Origin of the sequence: Microlunatus sp. GCM10028923 (assembly GCF_042666975.1) — a bacterium.
Taxonomy (GTDB): domain Bacteria; phylum Actinomycetota; class Actinomycetes; order Propionibacteriales; family Propionibacteriaceae; genus Microlunatus.
This window is the reverse complement of sequence record NZ_JBHTFF010000014.1, coordinates 1-23,166: the sequence shown is the minus strand read 5'-3', so window position 1 is coordinate 23,166 and position 23,166 is coordinate 1. Positions and strand designations below refer to the sequence as shown.

The following is a 23,166-nucleotide window of genomic DNA, read 5'->3' as shown; positions in this document are numbered from 1 at the left end:
CAACCCGAATCGAGGTATCGAGTGATCACGATCATCCGCAACGCGCGGCCCTGGGGCGGCGCCCTTGCCGACGTGATCATGAACGACGGCGCGATCACCGCGATCGCCCCCGCCGGGCCCGACCCGGCGCCGGGCGGCGGGACCGTCGTCGACGGCCGCGGCCGCATCCTGCTGCCATCCTTCTGCGACGTGCACGTCCATCTGGATTCCAGCCGGATCGGCTTGCCGTTCCGGCCCCACACGGGTTCGCCCGGCGTCTGGAACATGATGCAGAACGATCGCCGGAACTGGCGCGACGCCGAAGTGTCGATGACCGAACGAACGACCACGACGCTGGGCAGGATGATCGCCAACGGCACCACCAGGGTCCGCAGCTACGCCCAGGTCGACGTCGACTGCGGGCTGGAACGCCTGGACGCGGTGATCGCCGCACGCGAGGCGCACGCCGATCGCGCGGACGTGTTGATCATGGCCTTCCCCCAGGCCGGCCTGCTTCGCGAGTCCGGCACCCCCGCAGTCCTGGAGGACGCGGTCCGGGCCGGCGCCGACCTGGTGGGCGGGATCGACCCGTGTGCCCTCGACCGGGATCCCGTACGGCATCTGGACATCGTCTTCGGCCTCGCCGAGCGTTACGGCGTCGGTGTCGACATCCATCTGCACGAACCCGATCAGCTGGCGCTCTTCTCCACCGAGTTGATCATGGAACGCACGCGGGCGCTGGACCTGCGGGGCCGGGTGACGATCTCCCACGGCTACGGCCTGGCCGCCCTGCCCGAGCCGACGCTGCGCGAGCTGCTGGAGACCTTCCGCGAACTCGACGTGGCCTGGGCCACGGTCGCACCGGCCCGCACGCCGCTCCCGCTCGTCACGCTGGCCGAACACGGCATCCGGGTCGGGCTCGGCGAGGACGGCCAACGTGACTACTGGAGCCCGTACGGGAACTGCGACATGCTCGACCGGACCTGGCAACTCGCGTTCACCAACGGATTCCGACCCGATCGCCTGATCGAGCACTGCGCCGCGGTCGCCACGGTCGGTGGTCGTTCCGTCATCGACCCCTCGGTGCGGCTGGCCTCGGTGGACGATCGGCCCGGCGTCGCGGTCGGTGACCCGGCCGACCTGGTCCTGGTCCCCGGCGACACGGTGACCGCGGCGATCATGGACCGCGGCCCGGATCGTACGGTGCTGCACCGCGGTGTCGTGGTCGCCGATCACGGCGAGCTGATCCCGGACGGTGCGGCATGACCCTGATCCTGACGGCGTCCGAGTTGGAGCAGGTGATCGACCGGAGGGCCACGATCGACGCCGTGCAACGCATCTTCGCCGAGATCGGCGTCGGCCGGGCAACACAGCCGGCCCCGACCTCGATGGGTACGCCGGCCGGCAGCGGCCGCCACCTCCTGATGGCCGCGGTGTCGGACGGCACCGGCCTGGCCGGAGTCAAACTGCTCTCCGACCTGCCCGACAACGCGTCCCGTGGATTGCCGTCCCAGCGTTCGGCCGTCCTGGTCTGCGACCGGAGCACCGGCGAGCCCTTGGCGTTGCTCGACGGCCGCGTCCCCACCCGAGTCCGTACCGCGGCCGCCAGCGCCGTCGCCACCCGGCTCCTGTCCCGCCCCGACAGCCGCGTGCTCGGACTGGTCGGCGCCGGAGCGCTGGCCCGGGAACACGTGGCCGCCCTGGCCGAGGTTCGCAGGTTCGAGCGGATCCTGGTCTGGTCCCGGACCAAGGAGCGCCGCGACCAGTTGATCAAGGACACCGATTTCGACGGCGAGCTGATCGCCTGCGACGCGCTCGAATCCGTCGTCGAGCAGGCCGACGTGCTCTGCACCCTGACGCCGTCCGTCGTTCCGATCATCGACGGCTCCCGGGTCCCGCCCGGCCAGCACCTCAACGTCGTCGGTGCGCGGCCGAGGCAGGACGAACGAGAGGTCGACGCGACGACGATGCGGCGGGCCGACGTGTGGGTTGATCACCGGGCCACCGCACTGACCAAGTCCGGCGATTTGATCATGGCCGTCGCCGAGGGAGCGCTGTCCGAGCAGGACGTGGTCGGCGACCTCGCGGAACTCGCCACCGGCTCCTGCCCAGGTCGTACGAGCCATGATCAAATCACGTTGTTCGACTCGGTCGGCGTCGGCGCCGAGGACCTCGCCATCGCCCACCTGCTCTACCAGGAGGCGACGGCCCGCGGCCTCGGCACCTCCATCGAGCTTTCCCGCTGAAGTTCGACCACGCCACCATCAGACGACTGGAGCATGATCGACTTCCGTCGCTCAAGCGCGATCAGCGCGCCGGAATCGAGCAAGACGCCTTTCACTCGCCCTTACTCCGAGGACGCCGTTGCGCCCGATCAGCCGCCGCGGTCAGCTCACGCAGCTTCTCCTCCGACGCCTCGTCGACGGTCACGTCGGTACGCAGATCGGCCACGATCCATTCGAGGTGTGCCCTTGCCTGCAACAGTTCCAGGCTCTCGGCCGCGAGCGCGGACACCGACTCCGCCCGCCCCTCGGCCACGGCAGCCGTCGTCCACTCGAAGAGATCGCCGGACAGCGACACACCGATCTCCCTGGTCATACCGACGACTCTACCGCCGGATAACCGCTCGAAGCGGCTGTCCACTGAAGCTCCATCAACGAGCGTCACACACTGGGACCGGAATGGTCCGATGGCCTGTCGCGAGGCTACGGATCGTCCGGTACGGGAAAGGTGCTCGACGGCCGAACAGACCTCTTCCTGCATTCAGTTTGGCAGACGACCCATCAGTCCGACTCCCAGAACAGCCAGCCGGGAAGACATAGAGCTCGAGTCGGCGGGGCCCTGGATGTCACAGCGAGGACTGTTCAGTTGCGCCTCCGCGAACGCGGCGTTCGGATGCGCGATATGCACGGCCACGGCCGCTAGGTTTGTCGCCGCGATGTCGAGGCACCGTCCAACAACCTCCGCGCCACCACAGATTCGTCAAGTACGAGGCCAACGTACTGCGCAGGGCCGTCAGCAGGGCGCCCGATCATTGGCGGCAGTCAGCGACCGCGGCTACAGCTTCTCTCTGGAACCTGGACCCGGCCGAGGACAGGGACTTCTTTGCGCCACTGCGCATCACGCGTTCGGCCTCATCGATCAGTGTTCGCAGCGCGCTGCTGTAGCGTTTGGCTCCCCTTCCAGGCCGTCCCGTCCATGAGGTCGTGTCTTGGTCGAAGCCTTGTGCATTGTCCGCCAGTCGCCGCAAGGTTGCTTCTGGATTTGCGTCGAAGGCCCCGAACGAGTCCGCCGCTGATCTAGCGGACGTCGTGACGCGGTCGATCAGTAGTTGACAGTCACCCTCGACCTTCTCATCCGGATCTGGTTCCTGGACACGCGGTGACTCGGCAGGAGTGGGCTTCGCGGGCGAACTCGCGGGGGTCCCTGCCCTACTGGAGGTCGGTGCGCTGATGGAAGGTTGTGTGGCCGACGCTGACGGTGCAGACATCGTGCTCGTCGGGTTCCCCGCTGGCGCGCTGCAGGCGGCAGCGATCAGGACGGAAATCAAGATCGCCATCGAAGCTATACCTCGTGCAGAACTCATTCGGCGATACCTTCGTCTCTGAGACGTTGCAGCACTCGAAGCTCGGCCGGCAGATTGCGGGATGCCTTGTTCGCCGAGAGCACGGTGTCGTCATGGTCGAACACGAACATATCCTCGATGGCGACCCCGAACGCCGTGTCCTCATAGTCGACGGTCTTCCACAGGCTGTCTTGCGCGACGCGCCTGCGCACCACCGCTTGGGTTTCCAGGTCAAGGCGGATTCGGTCGGCCGAGTAACCACGAATTTCGATCTCCCCTTCAGCTTCTGAGATGTCGAGGGTCCAGCCTTCCCCTTGATCCCAATCAGCGAGGAACTTCGTGTAGGCCTCAAGCTCGGGATAATTGCCAACTTGGACTGAGTTCCGATTGAGTACCAGGGCGCCACCTTTTACCCTCCCACGAACCGTGACCCTTTCGAATTGATTGGCGAAACAGAATCCCGAATCGCGGTCCAAGGTCAGGCCGTCGATCGTGACATCTCGCAGGATCGCGTAATTCAGAAGGCATGACCTTATTCGCAGGTCAGTAACACGCACATCCTCTATGATCGCGCGCCCTTCGTCGATACCCACGGGGGCAGTACGGCAGTCGTCAAGTAGCACGTGTTCCGAGACGATACCCCTGAGAATAGTCCCCGCCTCAAGTAGTTGACTGAGTATTCTTGTGATTTTGGGCATCATCACTCCCCAAAGAGACGTGACAGCCAGTTCTTGTATGCGGCTACACGTGACGGGTCAACGTAGGGTCGGCGTAGGTGGTTCTGCAGCGTGCGAGGATTCGTCGTCGTGACTTCGTAATATCGCCCAGTCTCGCGACTGACGAAGTCGGGCCGCCCTTTCCCGCCCCGGAAGCTGAAGAACCCATCGACCTCTCGCCTGAGCGCTCGCTCGACAGCCTTTCCGTTGTTCAGAATCCGGAGCCAAGGTTCGGTGCGCTCGGCCCGCTGCTCGGCACGGGACAACTGCTGTCGCCTGAAACCGGGATCCCCGGCCAGCCGGTCTCGGATCTCGTCGGTCTTGCGCTGGAGGAAGTCCAGCGGATCTTCGCATTCTCCGGACGGGCCGAGGATCTCACCGGGCTCGCAACCAGGAGAGAGCTTGGAACGCCCGCCGGTCGTGGCAATTTCTGGCGTGGCGTCGCGGGTCGGGTCGTTGGGATGCGCGGTCGAGAGCACCAACTTCGGAGCAAATGCCCCCAGCCCGAGCGACGGTAGATCGGGGATGCTGATCTGCGGGATGGAAGGGTCCGGAATGTCCAGACCGGGGTACGAGATGTCCGGAATGGAGACACTAGGCATTGACAAGTCCGGGATATTTATCGTGGGAATCGAAATATCCGGTACGGCAATGTGCGGAATTGAGGGGTTGAATGTTCCGATCTTGGGTATGGAGATCTTGGGTATCGAGATCGTGGGGACATTGATGTGGGGTACATCGATGCGAGGAGTGGAGTACTCCAGGTCCCCCACCTTGGCGCTGATGTCCGGGATCGAGATCTTGGGCATCGTGATCTCCGGCACACGAATCCTGGGTGCCGAGATGTTCAGGTCCTTCATGGCGAAGTTGTATGAAGGTGTGGAGAAATCGAAGTTAAAGGTTGGCATGGCGCCACTCAGGTCCATGCTGGGGATCGATACCTTCGGGATCGAGATCTTGGGGATCGACAGGTTCGGCATTTCAAAGTTGAAGTTGAAGTTGCTGAAGTCGATTCGACTGAACGCGTAGATCCCAGCCAGGGAGATCCCGGCAAAAACTGCGGAAATGACGATCGCCTCCAGGGTACCGATCGCTATACCACCACAGATCACGATAGCCGGACCGATGCAATGCCCGCTCGGATCGCTGTGAGCCAGCGGGTTACCAAGGGCATAGCTGTAGCGATTTGACTGATCGATATTGAGCGCAACGTTATCTCGACTGGTGAACGTGCCCGTGGCGGTGTCGTACCAACGCGCGTCCATGTTGACCAGGCCATCGGCGGTGTAATCACCTTGGTAGCCGAGGGCGTCGTCGGTATCGGTCGATAGCCCGAACGGGCTGTAGGTGGTGTCGGCCAGGGTTCCGTCGGGAGCAAGGGCGCCGATGAGGTCGCCATGCTGGTCTGAGAAGGTCCGGCCGCCACCTGTCGCGAGAGGTGTGCCGGAGGGCTCGCGGATGATCTTGTTGTCACCGATCGCGGACGGGTTTCGGTCGAGACCGGGATAGTGGAACTTGCGGTCGCCAGCAGCGGCGAGCCGGCCGAGTCCGTCGTAGGTGTAGGTGTTGCCGCCAGCCGAGGACAGTTCGCCGAACGGGTTGTACGTGTACGCCACGTCGCCCGCGGACGTGCGGCGACCGTCCGGGGCGTAGGTGTATTCGGTGTCGCCGTTGGCGACGAGCTGGTTCCGTGCGTTGTAGGTGCGTGCCGTGTCGTCGTACTTTGTGAGGTTTCCGCTGGCGTCCCACTGGGCTGTGTGGGTTTCGCTGCCGGTTGTCCATCCGGTGAGACGGTCGCGCAGGTCGTAGGTATAGGTGGTCCGTTGGCCAGCGGTGCGAGAACTCGTCCGGGAGGTGCGGTTCCCGGCGGCGTCGTAGGTGTAGGTGTCGTCGACGAGGGTTTCCTCTGCCCTGGTGACGAGCTGTGAGGTGAGGTTGCCCAGCAGGTCGTACGTGAACTTCTCGGTGCTGGCGACCGATGCGATTGAGGTGAGCTGTCCACTTTTGTACGTGTAGTAGTACTTCTCGCCGGAAGGATCGGTCACCGTGTTCAGGAGGCCCGTCTTGCCCCAGTCGAACTGGGTGGTGCCGTTGGCATCGACGAGCTTGGTGACGTTGCCGTCGGCGTCGTAGCTGAATGCGGCATCGCCAATGGGGCCGGTCGAGGTGGTGACCAGGCCAGACTCGTTGTAGGTGAGTTTCTGTTTGCCGTCTGGATGGTCGAACTCGGTCAGACGCTCGAGTTGGTCATAGCTGAAAATGCGGCTGGCGGCTTTCCCATCCAGAGTGGCGGTTTCCTTGGTGACGTTTCCGTCGCGGTCGTAGGTGAAGGTGCGGGTTGCTGCGCCGGGTCGGTTCTCGGTTGTCCGTCGACCGAGCTTGTCGTAGGTCCAGGTCGTGCGGCGGTCCGCGGCGGGCTGACCTTCAGCTGTTGCAGGCTCGGTCATGGAGACGATGTCGTTGCGGGCCGAGTAAGCCATCTCGGTGATGTTGCCGTTGGGATCGGTGTGGGCCTGCACGTTTCCGGACAGGTCGTAGCGCAGGGTGGCCGACTCGCCGTCCTCGAGGATCGTCTTTGTGAGCTGTCCTTGAGGGCCGTATTCAAAGGACCGCTGGCCACCGATCGGATTGATCTGCCGGGTTTGGTTGCCGTTCTTGTCGTACGACCAGTTCCAGCTCTGGATTGGCTTTGAATCGCTTGGATCAACGAATGACAGTCGAACTGGGTTGTCACGGGAATCGTGGTTTGTCCAAACGATCAGATTGGTCGAGGGCGATAGCGTGCCGGAGGACTCGCGCGACTCGACGACTCGTCCGGCGACGTCACGGATGAACTTGGTTGTGCGACCTTCGGGCGTGGTGATGGATGTCGGTTCGTCGAACGTGTTGTAGGTCGCCTTTGTCAGCCGCCCGCCAGGCGACGTGGCGGAGGTTTGGTTACCTCGTTGGTCGTACGTGAAGGTGGCCGTAGCAGTGGATCCGTCGTGGGGTCGGCGCTGTTCGACCATCCGTCCGAAGGGGTCGTACGCGGACGTGATTGTGGTCCCGTCGGGCAGTTCCTGCTTGACCGGGTTGCCGGCGATGTCGTACTCCCACCGTGTCACGGTGTCCGATTCGCCCGCGCCGCTGCGAATGGTCCTGATCAGCTGGCCTGCGTTGTCGTACTCGAAGGAATCGTGAGCGCCGGATGGGTCTGCGTGTTCGGTGATGCGGCCGGCGTTGCTGTAGGTCCAAGTTCGACTCGACGATGCTTCACCGCTGCGATAGGGATAGGTCTGCGCAGTCTTCCGGTTGTTCAGATCGTAGGTCGTCTCGACGATCGCCCCGGTGGGCGACAGTGTGTGCGTCGGGTTGCCGTAGGCGTCGTAGCCGGTCTTGGCGATCGCGCTGCCGCTGTCTCCTGTCGTGATCGTGGTGATGAGTTGGCCGCGCGCATCCCAGGTCTGTTGGGTCGTTATAGGCCGTTCCGTCGTTGACCGGGGGTCCGTGAGTGTGCGCTGGCGTCCTAGAACATCACGGGTGATCTTGGTGATGGCCGCATCTGGATCGGCCGGTTTCGACCCGACTGCGATCTGAACGACGTTGCCCGCAGCGTCGTATTTGTAGTCGGTGGTACGGACCGATCCGGTCGCGGTGATCGTCTCGCTCAGAGGCAATCCGCGCGTATCGACCTGCCGGGTCAGTTGGCGGGCCTGCGGTCCGAATCCTTGATCACCAGTCCCGGTCGTGATAGCCACGACGTGTCCCAGGGAGTTGTACTCGAGTTCGCTGACTTGGCCGTTGTCGTCGGTCCCCGTCACCCGGCCCTTTTTGTCGTACTCCTTGATGAGTTCGATCCGGCTCTGTTCCCGGGAAGCATCGGTGAACGCTTCGATCTGCCGGACTTGGTCGTCCTGGTAGTACGTGTATTCGCGCACCACGCCTGCGCGGTCGGTCGCAGTCTTGACACGACCGGCCTTGTCGTAGGTGTACTGCACCTCGAGGAGGTTGGCAGCGGATGAGCCGGATGCCTCATAGTCAGGGAGCGTCACGCGCTCGAGGTCTCCCTGCGGCGTGTACTGCATGAGACGGCTGACGCCGTCCCCGTCTTCGCGCTTGGTCGCCAGCCCGCGTGCATCATAGGTGTTCTGCTGGACAAGCTTGCCGTCCGGACCCTTGACCGTCAGCACTCTTCCGAACGCATCAAGGGTGTAGTTCGTCGTTCGGCGGCTGCCGTCTGGACGTTCCAAGTCAACGAGGGACTCGGAGACAACGTTTCCATCGGCGTCATAGGCCCATTCGTGACGCAATCGGCTCTTTATACCCGATACGGTGTTCGTCACGACTGGCATCGTCGTCGATGCCAGCAATCCCGCGCCATTGTAGGTATAGGTGTTGGTGACGGCCTCGATTCCCGTACCGCTGACGGTCGTGGAGATTTCTCGGCCGGCCCAGTCGTAGGTGTATCCAGTCACGGCGCCAAGTGGACTAGTCTCGGAAACCAGTGCGCCGGCTTTGTCGTACCCGTACTGCGTTACGGCGTTGCCCGGAGTAGTCTCCTTCACCAGCAGCCCCTTGGGCACTAGGCCGCCGCCGACTGCGGCCTCCTGTCCAGAGGCGTAGGCATACGTCGTAACCGCCTGGGTTGTGCCCGACGGGCCCACCGTCTTCTTGGTCAGATTTCCAGCTGCGTCGTAGGCATACTCCACCTCGGCGAGCTTGCGGAACTCGTCGAGAGTCTCGGGCGGGAAGATCACCAAGCCAGTGGGCTTGGCAACAACCTGCAGTCGCCCGGCGTTCGCGCCGTCCTCGACGTACTTGTAGAACTCCTCACTCTTTGAACCTTCTGCAAGCGTCGTGATCCTTCGCTGCAGGAGTCCGGAGTCGCCATATTCACACTCCACGTAGGAATCCTGAGCCGACTTATAGGCCGTCGTTCTGCCGGCAGCGTCGTAGTTCCATTTCTCCGTGCCACCCCAAGAATTGGTCACGTCTTTGACTCGACCGTCGGCCCGCAACACGTAGACCGTCTTGCTGCTCTGGTTCGTCGTGACGGTGACCTTCCGGGAACCGTCTGTCGATTTCACCGCCGAGAACTGGGCAGTGCCATCGCGAGTCTGGATCTTGGTGACCACTTCGCCGGAGTACGTGATGCTGGTCGTCGTCGCGCCCGTCGGCGAGGTGATGGCCGACAGGTTCGGCGTGCCGGCGACATAGGCATACGTCGTGCATGATGTCACCTCACTGGGACGGCAGACACGAGTGAGCTGGTCCCCCACGTAGGAGTACGTCCAGGTCCCGATTGCCGCGTTAGGAGCACCGCCGAGGGAAACCTTGCTCACGCGCGCCCCGGACCAGGTCAACGTCAGCTTGCGGCCTGACCGCACGTCGACGATTGCCGACACCTTGCCCGCGGTATCTCGGTCGAATCGAGTGATCTGGCCGTTTGTGCTCGTGACGGACTTGAGACCGGTGGCTTCGAACTCCAGGACCGCGCCGGTCAGGTCTGTGACCCGGCCCGTACAGGGCGTCGCGCAATCCGCGAGCTTCATGCCCTCGCCGAAGGCCTCCGGTCCCCACTTGGTCTCGGCGTAGCGGCGAAACGTCACCGAGCGTCCGTCGCCAAGGGCGACCGTGCGTGCAGATCCGGTCCCCGTGAGCCGAGCATCCACGATCGACGCCCACCCAGTTCCGAACGCACCGGCCGTATCCCTGAGGGATGAGTAGCTTCGTGAAATCTCCAGTGGAGCAGCGGTCGTGGGCAAGGATGCGTCCGTCGTCACCTGCTCGAAGTCCAAGCTGTGAAGACCCACCCCCGACACTCTGGGTGCGCGCGCACCGGACTCCGCCCGTTGATCGGTCGCCGGAGCCTTAATGACAAAAGCGCGGCGAGGATTGAACAGCGTACCTATATAGGGGTTGTCGGCGACAGAGACCGTCCAGACATAAGCGCGATTATACGGAAGAATATTGACTGGCACCGTCCACTTCGAATTCTTCGTCCAGCCGTACGTCAGAACTTCCTCTGTATCGCCACAATCGTCAATCTTCGAACAAATCGATATGCTGTACTCGTACAAATACTCTGTATTTGCCGTCGTGTGACGAACACTTGCCTCAAGAGTCGGCGTGTTCGTGGTCAGGACTGACTGGGTGGCTGGCGCTTTCAGCAAGGCGTCGTAGTCATTCGATGTAGGAGTCGGCTTTGTGCTACCAGTCGAGAACCACCACGTCTGATCGAAGAGCGATCCTACATAGGGATTGTTCCGTGATCTGACGACCCACTTGTAGCTAGTGTTTGCCTTCAGCTTTCCGGCCGGCACCGTCCATGCCCCAGCGACCCAGCCCGACGCTGCCACAGGCGGCTGTTCCTTGTCGTCGGGCATCGTACAGGTGCTACCGACCGACGTTGCACTGACCGGGCAGACCGTGTACGAGAACTCATACGGGTCTCCACCGGGAGAGGCGCCTCGGACACCACCCACCAGCTTCGGCGTGACGCCCACGCCCGTGGCATCGTCCAGCGGAGCCACCGCATAAGTCTCGTAGACAGCCGGCAACCCCTCCGCCGCATACGACACATTCGTCTGTGTAGGCGGCGCCACCGGGATGAAGTCAACTGGCGGATCTCCACCTCCGTCTGACGGAGGCGACACGCGAGGGCTGTCCACGTCCGGCAATCCAGCCGGCGGTGATGCCGCAGCGACCTCAATTCGACCGGCTTGTGGCTCGGCCTCTGCCTGGGGCAGCGCGCCCGGCGGACAGAGGAGCCCGGCCACAATCGCCAGGCCAAGGACAATTCCAACAACCCGCAACCTGCCCCGACCAATCCGCATGCGCCAGAACCTATCCGACCACCACCCGCTTGTCTGACGCCGATGGAAACTCGCGACCCTCAGTGATCAACACCTCAGTTCCCGACGGGTGAGCCGTGAGACGACGGTGCATGGGTGCTGCACACGAATCCCGGCTGAGCAGGGACCAAGCTCGGCGTAGCGATCTTTGGATCGATGGCTGTCTCGACCCGCGGCCGGCAAACGTGTCTTGCCGGCCGGCCCAGAACCCTTCATTCCATTCCGCCATCCGGATCAGGCACTGGGGGCCGGGGCAAAGCCCACCACACGACACGCCGACCCGACCACCGCACGGGGCCCTGGGGCGAAGCCCTCCGGGCGGTGCCCGGGGTCTACACCCCAGAAACAACCGGACGACCCCGCCTAAGCTGCGAAGCAGCTGAGCAGGATCGTCCTGAGTCCGGTGGACCTAACACGACGATGTTCAAACCCTGCCCCGCCAATACTCCGCGCCGTCAGGACTCACAACCAGATCCGGCAACGCCCCTCGTCAAGGGGGACTCCATCACCCGACACCGCGTCAACTGCTAAGCGCCTCACCGACGAGTACGCCGCACACGCGGCCTCCAGCTATGCCTCCGGCGAATCGTTGCGATCGATCGCGAGTCGACTACAGGTAAGCCGAGCCCGATTATCGAAGCTCCTTCAACAGAACGGCGTCAGACTACGCCCGAGAGGTCCATCGGAGACCCAGGTGCGAGAGATGAGGGATCGATACTTTCGTGGAGAATCACTGGCACAGATCGGCTCGACCTTGGGCTTCGACGCCAAGACAGTTCGCCTGCACCTCCTCAGGTCCGGCACGGCAACGCGTGACACGCACGGGCGGGAAAGATAACCCGGACACGACTGCCCTGTACTGATTCAAGCTGCAGGTAGTCGCATCGTGCGCACGCGAACCGCCCGCCTTGTGAGGGTTGCGATTCCCATCAAGACGCGGCGTGCACCAGCTCTCCCGCCGGGCAGTTGCGGCCATCGGGGAGCCGGGCTTCGACGCCGACCGAGGAGCCGTGGGCGACAGCTTCGAGGGCGTGGCCGCCCGTGATCTGCGGCATGGTCTTCGCCAGGTCATCGATCACTCCGGCGGTCAGTGCCCGATCGAACTCCGGGTCGATGGGCACACGCGGCGCGACGAAGAAGGTGCCTTGCCAGTCGATCGTCTCCGAACTCTCCCTCGCGTTGGCGTGGGCGGACGCGCCGATCACGACGAGGCTCGATGCCGCCAGGAGCGAGAAGGTCACGCCCAGGACGGCGGGCATCGTGCGTGAGGGGTGTTCGGCGGCGTCGCGCAGGTGGTCCTTGAGGTACGGGCCACGGTCGCCGGGCCTGGTATGACTTACTGCCCCTGTTATCAATGATCCGGGGGGTGTTGTCGCCGGGCCGGGTGGCGTCAGGTGACCGCTGATAGGGACACGGCCCAACGAGGTCTCTTTGTAACGTGGCTGCCGGGACTTGATGCCTGATCGGTGACCGGTCATCACGCAGAGGAGGCCAGTGTTGATCAACGAAGAGGCACCGTTCTCGATCTGGTGCGGTCTGGATGCCGGGAAGAGCACTCACCACGCCTGCGCGCTGGACCAGCAGGGCGGGCGGGTGTTCGACGCCGAATTGCCCCAAGATCAACAACGGCTGGAACAGCTGTTCGGGCGACTGGCCGAACACGGCCGGGTGCTGGTCGTGGTCGATCAGCCCAACACGATCGGCGCGTTGCCGGTCGCGGTCGCCCGGGCGCTGGGGATCGAGGTCGCCTACCTGCCCGGGCTGGCGATGCGCCGGATCGCTGATCTGCACCCGGGCAACGCGAAGACCGACGCCCGCGACGCCTACGTGATCGCCGACGCGGCCCGCACGATGCCGCACACCCTGCGCCGCGTCGATGTCGGCGAGGAAGTACTGGCCGAGCTGAAGGTCCTGATCGGGTTCGACGACGACCTGGCCGGCGAAGCGACCCGGCTGACGAACCGGATCCGCGGCCTCCTGACCCAGATTTTCCCTGCCCTGGAACGCGTCCTCGGGCCCCGCCTGCACACCAAGACGGTACTGGCCTTGATCACCAAATACGGCGGACCGATCGGCCTGGCCGCTGCCGGACGAGCACGGCTGATCAAGACGGCGAAGGCCGCGAACCCCCGCGGCGCGACAGCCCTGATCGACGCGGTGATGACTGTGCTGGGCGAGCAGACCGTCACCGTTCCCGGCGCGGCCGCAGCTGAACGCGTCCTGCCCAGGCTCGCGACCAGCCTGGCCGACACCCATGACCAGCGAGCCCAGCTCGCTGCCGAGGTGGAACAGGTCCTCGATGCGCACCCTCTTGCCCGGGTCCTGACCTCGATGCCCGGCGTCGGAGTCAGGACCACAGCCAGGATCCTCGTCGAGGTCGGCGACAGCTCAAGCTTCCCGACCAGCGGCCACCTCGCCGCCTACGCCGGCCTGGCCCCAGTCACCCGCCGCTCCGGCACCTCGATCCGCGGCGAGTTCCCAGCCCGCTCAGGCAACAAACACCTCAAACGTGCATTCTTCCTCTCCGCGTTCGCCGCACTGCGCGCCGACCCAACCAGCCGGGCCTACTACGACCGGAAACGAGCCGAGGGCAAGAAACACAACGCCGCCCTCATCTGCCTCGCCCGACGCCGCTGCGACGTCCTCCACACCATGCTCAAAACCCGGAACCCCCTACCAACCCCGACTCCCCAAAGCGGCTTGACATCCGACATAGGGACACCCCCCACGATGCGCAGAAGATCGCGCCTCTGCCCCACTGGCAACTCCTGGAGTAAGACTTGATGCATTCCGCACGTGCGTGCGAATGCATATATTCGTCTAAGTGTCTCGGGTTCGCAAGAATCTATTTGGGGCGAGAACCAAAAGTTCACCGCTGCACTGTCGTCGATAGCAAGTACATCATGAAGCCAGAAGGCCGGCAAGATGAGGACGTCGCCGGGGTCTAATACTATTTCTCGCAATCCATCCGCAGGAGTCACTCGCGGATCCATCCGGATTTTGCGCCAATGTACGCTGTCCTGCGGCGGATCGAGTGCAATTCAGGTCGGGGGTCCAATGTAGAAGCTCTTGGATCCGAAGATCTGGACGTAGATATTGTCGGAGCAATCGAAATGCAGTCTTGACCTATGCCGTCACGACGATCGTGCTCACCTTGGTGATCGCGGCACCGGCAGCGCTGGTGATCGCCCGACACACCAATCTGTCTACCCACGTGATGACGGGTTGGATCCGGATCGCGCAAGTTGTCGGTGGCATCGTGGTGATCATCCCGGTCTACGTAACGCTGCGTTCGATCGGGCTGACCGACACCCTGCTCGGCGTGTCCCCCGCCGAGTTGATCCCCTCGTCCGCGGTCGGCATATGGCTGCTGATCGGCTTCGTCCGGCAGATCCCAGTCGAGTTCGAGGAAGCCGCCCGGATCGATGGTGCCAGTGAGTGGCAGGTCCTTCGCCACATCACCATGCCACTCATACGCCCCGGCCTGGTCAGCGTGATCCTGGTCGTCTTCATGGCTTCCTGGAACGACTTCCTGAACCCGCTGATCCTGCTCAGCACCCCCGATCGCTACACCGTCATGATCGCGCTGTTCAGCTTCCTCGGGCAGATCGGACAAGTCTCCTCGGGCGGACTTCTCGCCTATGCCACCTTGAGCTGCCTAATCCCTTTCGCGGTGAAGGGCACCCTGCTGCTCGAGACAGGTGATCAGGGTTCATGACGGCGCCGTCGCGGCGAACTTCGAGGTGCAGGTGGTACCGCGGGCGTTGCCTTGTTCGCCCTCCGTGCAGATCACCTGGCCGCGCTCGACTCGGGTGATAACTCGAGCGGAGTGGAGCTCAGGCCAGTCGATCGAACGGAGTAAGCGGAGCCGTCTTGGCCGGCACGGGCCAGGACATGCCCGCCTCCGACGAGCAACCGCAACACGAGCCGCCGCTATTCCTTGAACAAATCGGTGAAAGGTCCCGCAGATCCCGAGAGCTCGTCATGCGTGCCAACTTGCACGATCCGACCGGAAGTCGAATACATAGATCCGGTCCATGTGCCGAAGCGTACTGACCCTGTGGCTAACAACGATTGTGATTCGGTCGGATCGATTGACTGCGAGTTCACCAAAAATCTGCCGCTCGGTTTCCGCGTCCACCGCCGACGTAGGCTCATCCAGAACCCAAATCGGGGCTCCCCGCACGGCAATCCGTGCTAGCGCAAGCCTTTGCCACTGACCTCCAGACAATCCAGGACCACCAAATTGCTCGCCTAGTTGGGTGTCCAGTCCATCCGGGAGCGACCGTACGTGCTCAGACAGGTTGGACTCAGCTAGCGCCTTCCACACATGGTCATCCGGCGGAGTCCGATTCGGCGGGAGTCCCAATAAGATGGCGTCACGCACAGTAAGTTCATACCGGCCGAACTCCTGAGCCAAGAGGCCGAAATATGATATCCGCTCCTCCGCAGGCATTTCATTCACAGGCCTGCCGTCTATCGTGACGGATCCAATTACCGCGGGTGCTATTCCCAGCAACGCATTGACCAGCGATGTCTTGCCAGCACCGTTTGCACCCACGAATGCGACCATCTCTCCGCGGCGGACGATAATCGAAGCATCCTGAAGTGCATAGCCACTGGAGGCCGGATACTGCACAGACACACCTTCAGCTTCGAGGCACTGCGCCCGCGTGGCGATCAGCGGATGCCGCGTCGACACTACTTTGCCAACCAACTTACGGTAGTTTCCGACGATTGGAAGCGCGCCGATGACATCCCCTAACGCAAAGGCGGCACCCCTGGTGGCCTCGATCCCCGACAGGACACCCAGAATTCCAGCCGCCACGCCGGCACCACCAACTCCGGACACAATCAACACCACTAGCGAAACGGCGAGCATGGCACCACCGATTGTTCCAGTAATGGCAGAACCCCTGGTCAAGAGTGAAAGCAGACGATCAACGATCGCGTCGGCACTCCCTTGGCTCTTCGACGCCAAGGCAACGATTCGACTACCCGATCCCAAGGCAGAAAGCTCTGTAGCCGTCCGCTGCTGAACCAGTTGTTCCACCAAATATCCGGTCCGGCGGAGCCGTTCGCCAGCGTCGACAAACAACGCTGCTGCTTCTTCGCAGCCCATGAGAACAGAACGATGCTCGGCACCAAAGAAAGGACAACAGGGAGCGCGGCTGCCGGCGAAATCGTCCATATCGACACAAACAGCGCAACGAACGCCAGAACCGCTGACGCTGCGCTGAGTAATGACCAAGGGGCTTCTGCCATCCTCTGCAGTCCGGATCGTACCGACTGGATCCGCCCAGTTGTGTCAGTATTCGAGAGCTCACGCGGAGTTGAGTTCGCTATGGAAGTCAGCAGATGTTCCTGAAGGGAACGGTGAAACTGGACACCCCCTCGTTGTCTCGTGAAAAGGTCGGTCGAGTGCAGGATCTGCGCCATGGTCACGATCAAGATCAGGACAACCAGGGGTACGGCCGCGGTTCGGACGTCACTCGACGCGCCGATCAATTGCGCGACGACTTGTACCTGGAGAGCCGGGATCAACGCCAGCACAATGGCCGAAGTCATCGCGAACAGGAGGTGCAGCTTGTGATTTCGCCACGCGTGGCGAAATAGCCACAGCGCCGAGTCTAGTGCCGGTCGAGAATCGCTCACGAGAATCCTACCCACAATCGAAGTTCCTGGTCAGGACAGTACAATGGTTCCAGCATGTCCCGGAGCGAGTTCATTGACCTGACTCGGTTATCAATTCGGTCCTGACGACAGAATCGTCGACTATATCGAGCAGTATGTCACCGCTCGCAGCTGCGCCCAACGAGGTAAACCTCCCTCGCCGCGCGAGCAGCGCGTACTCTCTTCCCAACACTCGGCTAAGTCGCTGGGTGACAGCTAGTTCGCGCCTCGGATCATTTACGAACATCGACTTGACGCGATCCCAGTCGCCTTGCGCTTCAGCTTGTCCATTAAAGGCGTATGCCTCGACCAATTCGCACCAAAAGTCCGAATTGCCAGACAATTCAGAAGTTCGACAAATCCACTCAACGGATGTACGTAGAGGTACATGCTTCGAATAGAGGAGCGATAGATTCGCAAACCACTTTTCTTGGAGTTTGGGATAGGAACCCCTACGGAATTCATGCTCAACCGTAACCATGGCAGTGGCGACAAGTCGAACCCCTGCGCTACGCATCCTGAGCGCATGGTCAGCGTCTTCAAACATGATAGGAAAAATCTCTCGTCGTACTCGCCCACAGCTTGGAAGACTTCGCGCGGCATGGCCAGCTGACCGTGAGCCCAAAAGTGAACCCGAATGATGCGGGACCGAGGGCAACTGACGCGGACACATGGGACGATCCTGGCCAATGGCGAGGACCGGGAGCGCGCCGGCACCCGACCCGGTGGACGACTAGGACAGAATCGGGCCTACTCACAACCCAGAGACCGCGGCCCTAATTGCTTCTACGGACTACTCCCTCCGCCGCCGCCAGGACTACGACAGGCAAAGGAACCTGGAGTCACTGCTCACTACTGACTTCAGCGAACCCTCCGAACGTGTACACGGATGCCGACAATCACAGCCAAAACAAGCAGGACGATCGCAGCAATCGCAAAGGCGCCGGCAAAATCCTTGAACTGAGGGACCATTGTGCCCGCCCCTAACCATGCTGAAACTAGCGCCAAGAGCACGATCAGAAACCGAGCTGCGGACGGGTTCTTAATCATCTTGTTCGCCACTCTCACTAATCACACTTTAGCCCCTACTCATTTGCATTTGCGACACACCCACCAAGGGAACCTCCCAGCCGCCCGCTGGCCGCAAGGCAGCTGCCAGCACTCAGTCCTACAAGGTTTCTCCATTGGTTGGCAGGTCGACCTGAGCCTGACGGTTCGTCCACTACTCAACTGCATCCTCCATGCAGTTACCTCGGACGGTCGAGGCAAAATAGACCAGACCCTTCCCCACTCGGAAGGTTTGCGGGCATTCACTTCCGAGAGGAGAAGGGGCCAGGCTGCATCCACGATTGAGCTGTGCTTAGCCGAAGTGGTTACAAATCTTCATCCCAGGTGTACTTGAATCCGGCGAGGTTCTTTGGGCATATGCAGCCCCCTCGAAGCACGAGAAAGGGGTCAAGTCGGCCCAAGCTGCGCTAGGTGCCAACCCATGCGAATCCTACAAATCATCGCGGGGCTGGCCGATTACAAGTCCGTATCGCGAATAGTCCACTCCCTCAACCACCGAGCCCTCAGCTCTGAAGTCGATGTCAACCAACGTGGAATCTTCGAGACCGTCGACGGCTATATTCTCACCACTAGCCACCCGCCTAAGCGTGTTCTGAATAATAGTGTCACGTGTCAGAAGATGCATCCCCCGATTAAAGTTATGATTCGTGACTGTGAATTCGAATAGGCCGCGAGTCCCATCCGCTCTCTGAAATACAACTCCGAATTCGATCCAGCTTCGAGGGGAGATCACGATGCCCAGCTGCTGGTCGGCTGAAATGAATTCCCAGATGCACCTCTCCGGAGGAACTCCCTCCTCGAGCAACGCCGCGAATGCTCCGTTACTCACTTCTTGCGTGGGACGGGGGCATGGTTGATCGTTCCCTGCACGAGCATCTTGGGCTCCGAACCCCACCAATGCCCCCGCAAGAGCAGCGGTCGCAACACCCGTGACCAGCATTCGAATAGCGGCATTACTTCTCATTCCCGAACTCACCTATCCTTCATACGGCATGATCTAGCGATAGTACCGAATGGCCCAATCAACTGAACATGCATTCAGTCTGACTAGGGTGACGCCAGGGTCGAGGTATCCGGGTCGGCGGGCCGCCGACTCAGAGCGCCGACCGCTAACCCGAATGACCCATTCCGCCGTGGCAAATCCTTCCGCAGATTCAAACCCTATTAGGGCTTGATGTCTAGTAGACCATGCCGCGCGTTAAGAGAGTGTAATGGGAATCCGTTACAGTCTCCTTATGTGATCACGCTGGATCAATCCATGATCATTGCCTCCACCGTGAAGCCACCGACAAAGAGTCCTGGGGCCGACCCATGCTGGAAGGCGTGGGGGCGCGTTTCTGGCCTGGCAGGCTGGGTTTGGTGGCTTGTGTGGGGCAACCGCACTTGCTGGAGTCGTTCCGGGACTAGTATGTGGAGGTGTTAAGGTCACAATTGAACTCATGATTGACTGGAACAGGGCATGCTGATGACGGCACCAAAGCTACCCGAACACTGGTTCGCACGGTTCCTAATCGTTTTTGCGACCCTCTTCGTGGTTCTTATGATCGTTGGAGTACCGGCCTCTGCAGCCGCGACTGGATCCCCCCTTGCAGATACGTTCTTCAGAGCACTCATCTTCGGCGTTCCAAGCGCCCTTCTTACTGCCGTCTTCGTGACGGCCGGATGGCGGTTGCGTTCAAGACATCACCCGCGCTAGGGGGGGAAGGCACTACTCGCATAATGAGGGCTGGCGCATAGAAGTCCGTGCGCCAGCCCTCGCTAGTTCCGCTCACTTGCTGCAAGCTGGCCGCAGGCGGCGTCGATCTCCCTGCCTCGCGTATCGCATACAGTCACCGGCACGCCCCGCTTCTCCAGCCGACGAACGAACTCCGCCTCGTCCTCAAGTCTGGATGCATCCCACCTGCTGGGTGCACCTTTAACCGGGTTGAGTGGCAATGGGACTACGTGCTAGGGAGCCCCGACACAGACCACTCGTGGCAGGCCGTGACAGATGCCGTTGTCGTGACGGTCCGCTGGCCGTCGGTCGTCTGAATTGCGACGTAGCTGCTAGTCTGGAGCTATAACCCACCAGCTGACTTGAGCAGTTGGCCGCGAAACCCCGTTACGGCGGGGTTTCTGCTTTCTTATATCGTGGCCGCGGCTTCGGCGGAGCAGGCCAGGACGCCGGCCGGTGCAAGGTCCGGTTACCGACCGTCAGCGGGCTATCGAACTGCGACACAGCGGGCAACCCGTCGCGGAGCCGGCGAATGATCGCGGGGCGAGCTGTCAGTAGCTCCCGGTTCAGCGGCGCGTCCCAGGGGTTCACCAGGCCGGTCGTTTGACCAAATCGACTGCCGAGCAGCGAGAACGGCAGGACCAGGTCCGAGTCGTTGCTCACCAGCACGGACACGTCGCAGGCCTGGTCGAACGCGTCGACCAGCATCCGTGTCGCCAGGTTGACGTCGCTGCCCTTCTTCTTATCCGCTCGGAACTTGCCGTAGTGAATCGTCAGGCCCGGCACCGACCGCAGGGCGGCCAGGTAGGCCTCCTGCCGCGCCGACACGCCGGGGTTGTCCGGCAGTTCCTTGACCCGGGCGGTGCAGTACCGGATACCAACGATGTCGTGATCGTGCAGCAAGCGACAGAACACGGCGCCGAGATCCAGCCACTTGTACGGCGTCTTCCGGAGCCGGTAGTACAGGTTGAACCCATCCACGTAGAGGATCGTCCGAGCCGGCGGAGTCTCGATCTGCTCGGGCTCGGCCACGATCTTGATTCTCGGCGACCTGCAACCGATCCAACTCCGGCGACACGCACCCCAACCCCAAAAGGAGGCGAAGGGAAACCGCCGGCTAGATCTGCGCTGGCAGCGTGACTCCCGCGGCAGCAAGCTCTTTGTCGACGGCACCGGGGCGAAGCCCGTCAACCTGATTGACTTCCCAGTCAAGCTCCACGGTCCGACCCCGTCCCGTGTTCCTGACTCTCAACTGCACCAACGCCACGAGATCGGCGACATCGCTGCTCTCCTCCGTGGTGCCAACCTTGCAATCCCGGTCGACCATCCCAAGTAGGGCTCCTCGTACTCCGAGACGAGTACGTGAGAAGGGACCGAAGAACGGATGCGCGCGCTGTTCGCGGATGCCGTCTAGCAAGGGCGCACGGCAACGAACGGCCCGAGGCTGGATGACCCCGGCCTTCCTTCTTGATCTCGCGTCGGACGCAGGCCTGTTCTGTGTTGAGCGGTTCCAGGATCACCGAGATTCTGGAACACAGTAGCATCAAACAGCTCACTGAATCGGCAACTAGATGACTAATATTGGAGAATGCCCACATCTAGGCCAATTCGCTGCGCAGTTGTCCGATCCCGGCCATGGACTCGGCGAGACGACAACACACTCTGCGTGCCGCTCGGATGGAAACGGTTGCTTGCATGTGAGCTGCTGTTCCTTTACACCGAAGCAGATCGTACACCGATTCTGTATCGCGTGGCTGGAGCCGAGCCCTTAGCCCGAAATCGTTCTCTCGTCACGGTCTGGCGATTGGGGTGCCTTCCCGTCGTTCCACCGATCGCACCTACACCTCCGATCGTTGCACGGTTCGAGAACTGCGATATTGGAGATGTGGACAACCTCTATTTCCGGTCACCACGCGATCATCAAGAGTTGCTTTCCGAAGCCACTCATTGGAACGAGCGGTACTTGACTCCAGGGCGCGTTCCCCTTAGAGATCCGAACGACTTCGTGCGAGGAGAACTTGAGCGACTTCCTAACGCGTCCCGCATCCTCTTCCTAGGCGAGGGCGAGGGACGGAACGCAGTTTGGGCCGCACATCGCCACCTAGTGACGATGGTCGAGCTGACGACTGCTGGTTGCGAAACCGCGAGAACTCGTGCGTCCACACTTGGGCGGTCGCTTTCTGTTAGGTGTGCAGATTCGATCCGATGGCTGGAGGGCGTCGAAAACTCCGCATGGGATGCCGTGTCCATGTCCTACGTACGGATACCATCAGCCGAGGAAGAGTCTCTGTTCGGGCAGCTAGTCCGTAATGCGTTGCGCCTAGGCGGCGCATTCTTTGGAGAGTTCTCACAGAAGGTTGCTCAACCAGAATCGGTACAACGGATGGTGCAACTCAATCAGCGTGACGAGTATGTGGTCGAGCGAGATGGGTTGTTGCGAGTTCAGGTTAGCGCATTCCGATAACGTGCCGAGAAACGTAAGTGAGGCCCGGCAAGCCCACCAATGGACACCGGGCCTCACCCCGCCGTGTTGGACTTACGAACACCCGCAATGCCCACCCGGCCCGATAGCACCGCCGCAAGATCCGCAGATGTCATTGTCGGCCGGAGCGAAATCTGCTGGACTGACGACAGTTGCGCTTGAAACTGTAGCCGTCGCGATGGAGAACGGCGCCGCTAGCGCGACAGTCGCGACAAGGGTGGCGAAGAATTTCCGCATTATTCGTTGGCCTCCTGTTGGGTTTGCTCGGGGCTCGAATACGTAGGTATTCGGGCGAACTATCTGTAGGCTCCAGAGGTTGCTAGCGGTGCGCACAACCCCGTCCCGTGCCAAATTGGACACTAGGCTTCGTTTCGTCAGCGTAAAGAAGTTCCGCCGGTGGCCTCGACGACCGAGGCCCGGGCCATCCGACCACTGACCCAAGGTAGGCGTACTTCTTGTCCACCCGGAACTTCCCGAAGCGAATCGTTAGCCCTGGCAGCGACTGCAGGGCGGGCCAGACGACGCTCGCCGTCGCTTCGAGGATCTTGGTTCAAATCCCGGCATCGATGCCGCGCTGGCCGAGATCGAAACGGCCGGTTACGACCTGGGCAAGGTCGACCACTGCGGGGCGAGGCTGGACGACGGCACGGTGTTCGTCTTCGCAACCTTCGCCTCCAAGACCGACCCGAACAACGACGCAGCTCTCCTCCTCACCAGACAGGACGGGCGGCGATCGCTGGAATCGCATTGGGGTCAGCTTCCGCGGCCACAGGAAAACCCACAGCAGCAACCTGCATCGGGAACAGTACCGGCCTCCCTGCAGTTGACGTCGCCGTTGGTGATGTCGGAAACGCCGCAAGTTCAGCCGGCGGGTTTGAAGGAGTTCCTGGAATGCTTCGCGGGACTCGCGAGCACCGACTGCGGCACGGCGGTCGCTGAATGCACGAAGTATGGGCCGCCGACTTGGACGCCCGTCATCGGCTGCGTCATCGGTACTTGCGGAGCTAGCTGTGATGTCCAGGGACGTTGTTGCGTGACACGGGTTTGATCTGGCGATGGGGAAGGCCTCCCGGGGTGAGAGTGGAGCTGTCTAGGAACCGCTTCACGTCCAGGGAGGCCTTCATGGTCCACGCTAA

12 protein-coding genes and 3 pseudogenes are annotated in these 23,166 nt (G+C 62.0%); 6 read left to right on the top strand and 9 right to left on the bottom strand.

The annotated features are described in order from the left end of the window. Positions 1-21: 21 nt before the first annotated feature. Entirely contained in the window at positions 22-1,245 is a 1,224-nt protein-coding gene (locus ACFQU4_RS28175) for an amidohydrolase family protein (RefSeq protein ID WP_377498492.1), read from the top strand. Beyond that, the gene (locus ACFQU4_RS28170) at positions 1,242-2,225 is read left to right on the top strand and encodes an ornithine cyclodeaminase family protein (RefSeq protein ID WP_377498490.1); all 984 of its coding nucleotides are present in this window, start codon (positions 1,242-1,244) and stop codon (positions 2,223-2,225) included. The genes ACFQU4_RS28175 and ACFQU4_RS28170 overlap by 4 nt, the downstream gene beginning before the upstream one ends. A gap of 91 nt (positions 2,226-2,316) precedes the next feature. Here ACFQU4_RS28170 and ACFQU4_RS28165 read toward each other — a convergent pair whose 3' ends face one another. The 3 genes from ACFQU4_RS28165 to ACFQU4_RS28155 all read right to left on the bottom strand — a co-directional run bounded on the left by ACFQU4_RS28165 (position 2,317) and on the right by ACFQU4_RS28155 (position 10,772). Next, entirely contained in the window at positions 2,317-2,577 is a 261-nt protein-coding gene (locus tag ACFQU4_RS28165; protein ID WP_377498488.1) for a hypothetical protein, read from the bottom strand. 984 nt (positions 2,578-3,561) lie between these two features. Continuing rightward, entirely contained in the window at positions 3,562-4,137 is a 576-nt protein-coding gene (locus tag ACFQU4_RS28160; protein ID WP_377498486.1) for a hypothetical protein, read from the bottom strand. Positions 4,138-4,244: 107 nt separating this feature from the next. Next, positions 4,245-10,772, bottom strand: a complete 6,528-nt coding sequence (locus ACFQU4_RS28155) for an RHS repeat-associated core domain-containing protein (RefSeq protein ID WP_377498484.1) — start codon at positions 10,770-10,772, stop codon at positions 4,245-4,247. A gap of 724 nt (positions 10,773-11,496) precedes the next feature. Between ACFQU4_RS28155 and ACFQU4_RS28150 the strand changes: the two genes are divergently transcribed. After that, entirely contained in the window at positions 11,497-11,931 is a 435-nt protein-coding gene (locus ACFQU4_RS28150) for a helix-turn-helix domain-containing protein (protein ID WP_377498482.1), read from the top strand. A 91-nt stretch (positions 11,932-12,022) separates the two neighbouring features. On the opposite strand, the gene ACFQU4_RS28145 is transcribed toward ACFQU4_RS28150, so the two are convergent. Continuing rightward, a complete protein-coding gene (locus ACFQU4_RS28145) occupies positions 12,023-12,352 on the bottom strand; it encodes a hypothetical protein (protein WP_377498480.1) in 330 nt (109 codons plus the stop codon). Positions 12,353-12,593: 241 nt separating this feature from the next. Here ACFQU4_RS28145 and ACFQU4_RS28140 point away from each other — a divergent pair. Further along, positions 12,594-13,790 (top strand): annotated as a pseudogene (locus ACFQU4_RS28140) (IS110 family transposase); the annotation flags it as partial. Between the two features lie 158 nt (positions 13,791-13,948). On the opposite strand, the pseudogene ACFQU4_RS28135 reads toward ACFQU4_RS28140, so the two are convergent. Then, positions 13,949-14,086 (bottom strand): annotated as a pseudogene (locus ACFQU4_RS28135) (cupin-like domain-containing protein); the annotation flags it as partial. Between the two features lie 128 nt (positions 14,087-14,214). On the opposite strand from ACFQU4_RS28135, the gene ACFQU4_RS28130 reads away from it, so the two are divergent. Beyond that, positions 14,215-14,811 carry a carbohydrate ABC transporter permease gene (locus ACFQU4_RS28130; protein WP_377498478.1) on the top strand — a complete coding sequence of 199 codons (597 nt, stop codon included), beginning with the start codon at positions 14,215-14,217 and terminating at the stop codon, positions 14,809-14,811. Positions 14,812-15,075: 264 nt separating this feature from the next. Here ACFQU4_RS28130 and ACFQU4_RS28125 read toward each other — a convergent pair whose 3' ends face one another. Further along, positions 15,076-16,284 (bottom strand): ATP-binding cassette domain-containing protein, encoded by a 1,209-nt coding sequence (locus ACFQU4_RS28125; RefSeq protein WP_377498475.1) that lies wholly within the window; start codon positions 16,282-16,284, stop codon positions 15,076-15,078. A 167-nt stretch (positions 16,285-16,451) separates the two neighbouring features. Here ACFQU4_RS28125 and ACFQU4_RS28120 point away from each other — a divergent pair, with 167 nt between their 5' ends. Next, a complete protein-coding gene (locus ACFQU4_RS28120) occupies positions 16,452-16,709 on the top strand; it encodes a hypothetical protein (RefSeq protein ID WP_377498473.1) in 258 nt (85 codons plus the stop codon). Between the two features lie 918 nt (positions 16,710-17,627). Here the strand turns inward: ACFQU4_RS28120 and ACFQU4_RS28115 are convergent. From ACFQU4_RS28115 to ACFQU4_RS28105, 3 genes and pseudogenes are all read right to left on the bottom strand, one after another. Continuing rightward, on the bottom strand, positions 17,628-17,828 hold the full coding sequence (locus ACFQU4_RS28115) for a hypothetical protein (protein WP_377498471.1): 201 nt from the start codon (positions 17,826-17,828) through the stop codon (positions 17,628-17,630). 1,764 nt (positions 17,829-19,592) lie between these two features. Beyond that, positions 19,593-19,781: pseudogene (locus ACFQU4_RS28110) on the bottom strand (23S rRNA (adenine(2503)-C(2))-methyltransferase RlmN); the annotation flags it as partial. Between the two features lie 154 nt (positions 19,782-19,935). Further along, a complete protein-coding gene (locus ACFQU4_RS28105) occupies positions 19,936-20,580 on the bottom strand; it encodes an NYN domain-containing protein (RefSeq protein WP_377498469.1) in 645 nt (214 codons plus the stop codon). Positions 20,581-23,166 lie beyond the last annotated feature (2,586 nt).

Coding starts and splice junctions, on each gene's coding strand:
- ACFQU4_RS28170 (WP_377498490.1), top strand. CDS start 1,242: ATGACCCTGATCCTGACGGCGTCCGAGTTGGAGCAGGTGATCGACCGG.
- ACFQU4_RS28165 (WP_377498488.1), bottom strand. CDS start 2,577: ATGACCAGGGAGATCGGTGTGTCGCTGTCCGGCGATCTCTTCGAGTGG.
- ACFQU4_RS28145 (WP_377498480.1), bottom strand. CDS start 12,352: ATGCCCGCCGTCCTGGGCGTGACCTTCTCGCTCCTGGCGGCATCGAGC.
- ACFQU4_RS28125 (WP_377498475.1), bottom strand. CDS start 16,284: ATGGACGATTTCGCCGGCAGCCGCGCTCCCTGTTGTCCTTTCTTTGGT.
- ACFQU4_RS28120 (WP_377498473.1), top strand. CDS start 16,452: ATGTTCCTGAAGGGAACGGTGAAACTGGACACCCCCTCGTTGTCTCGT.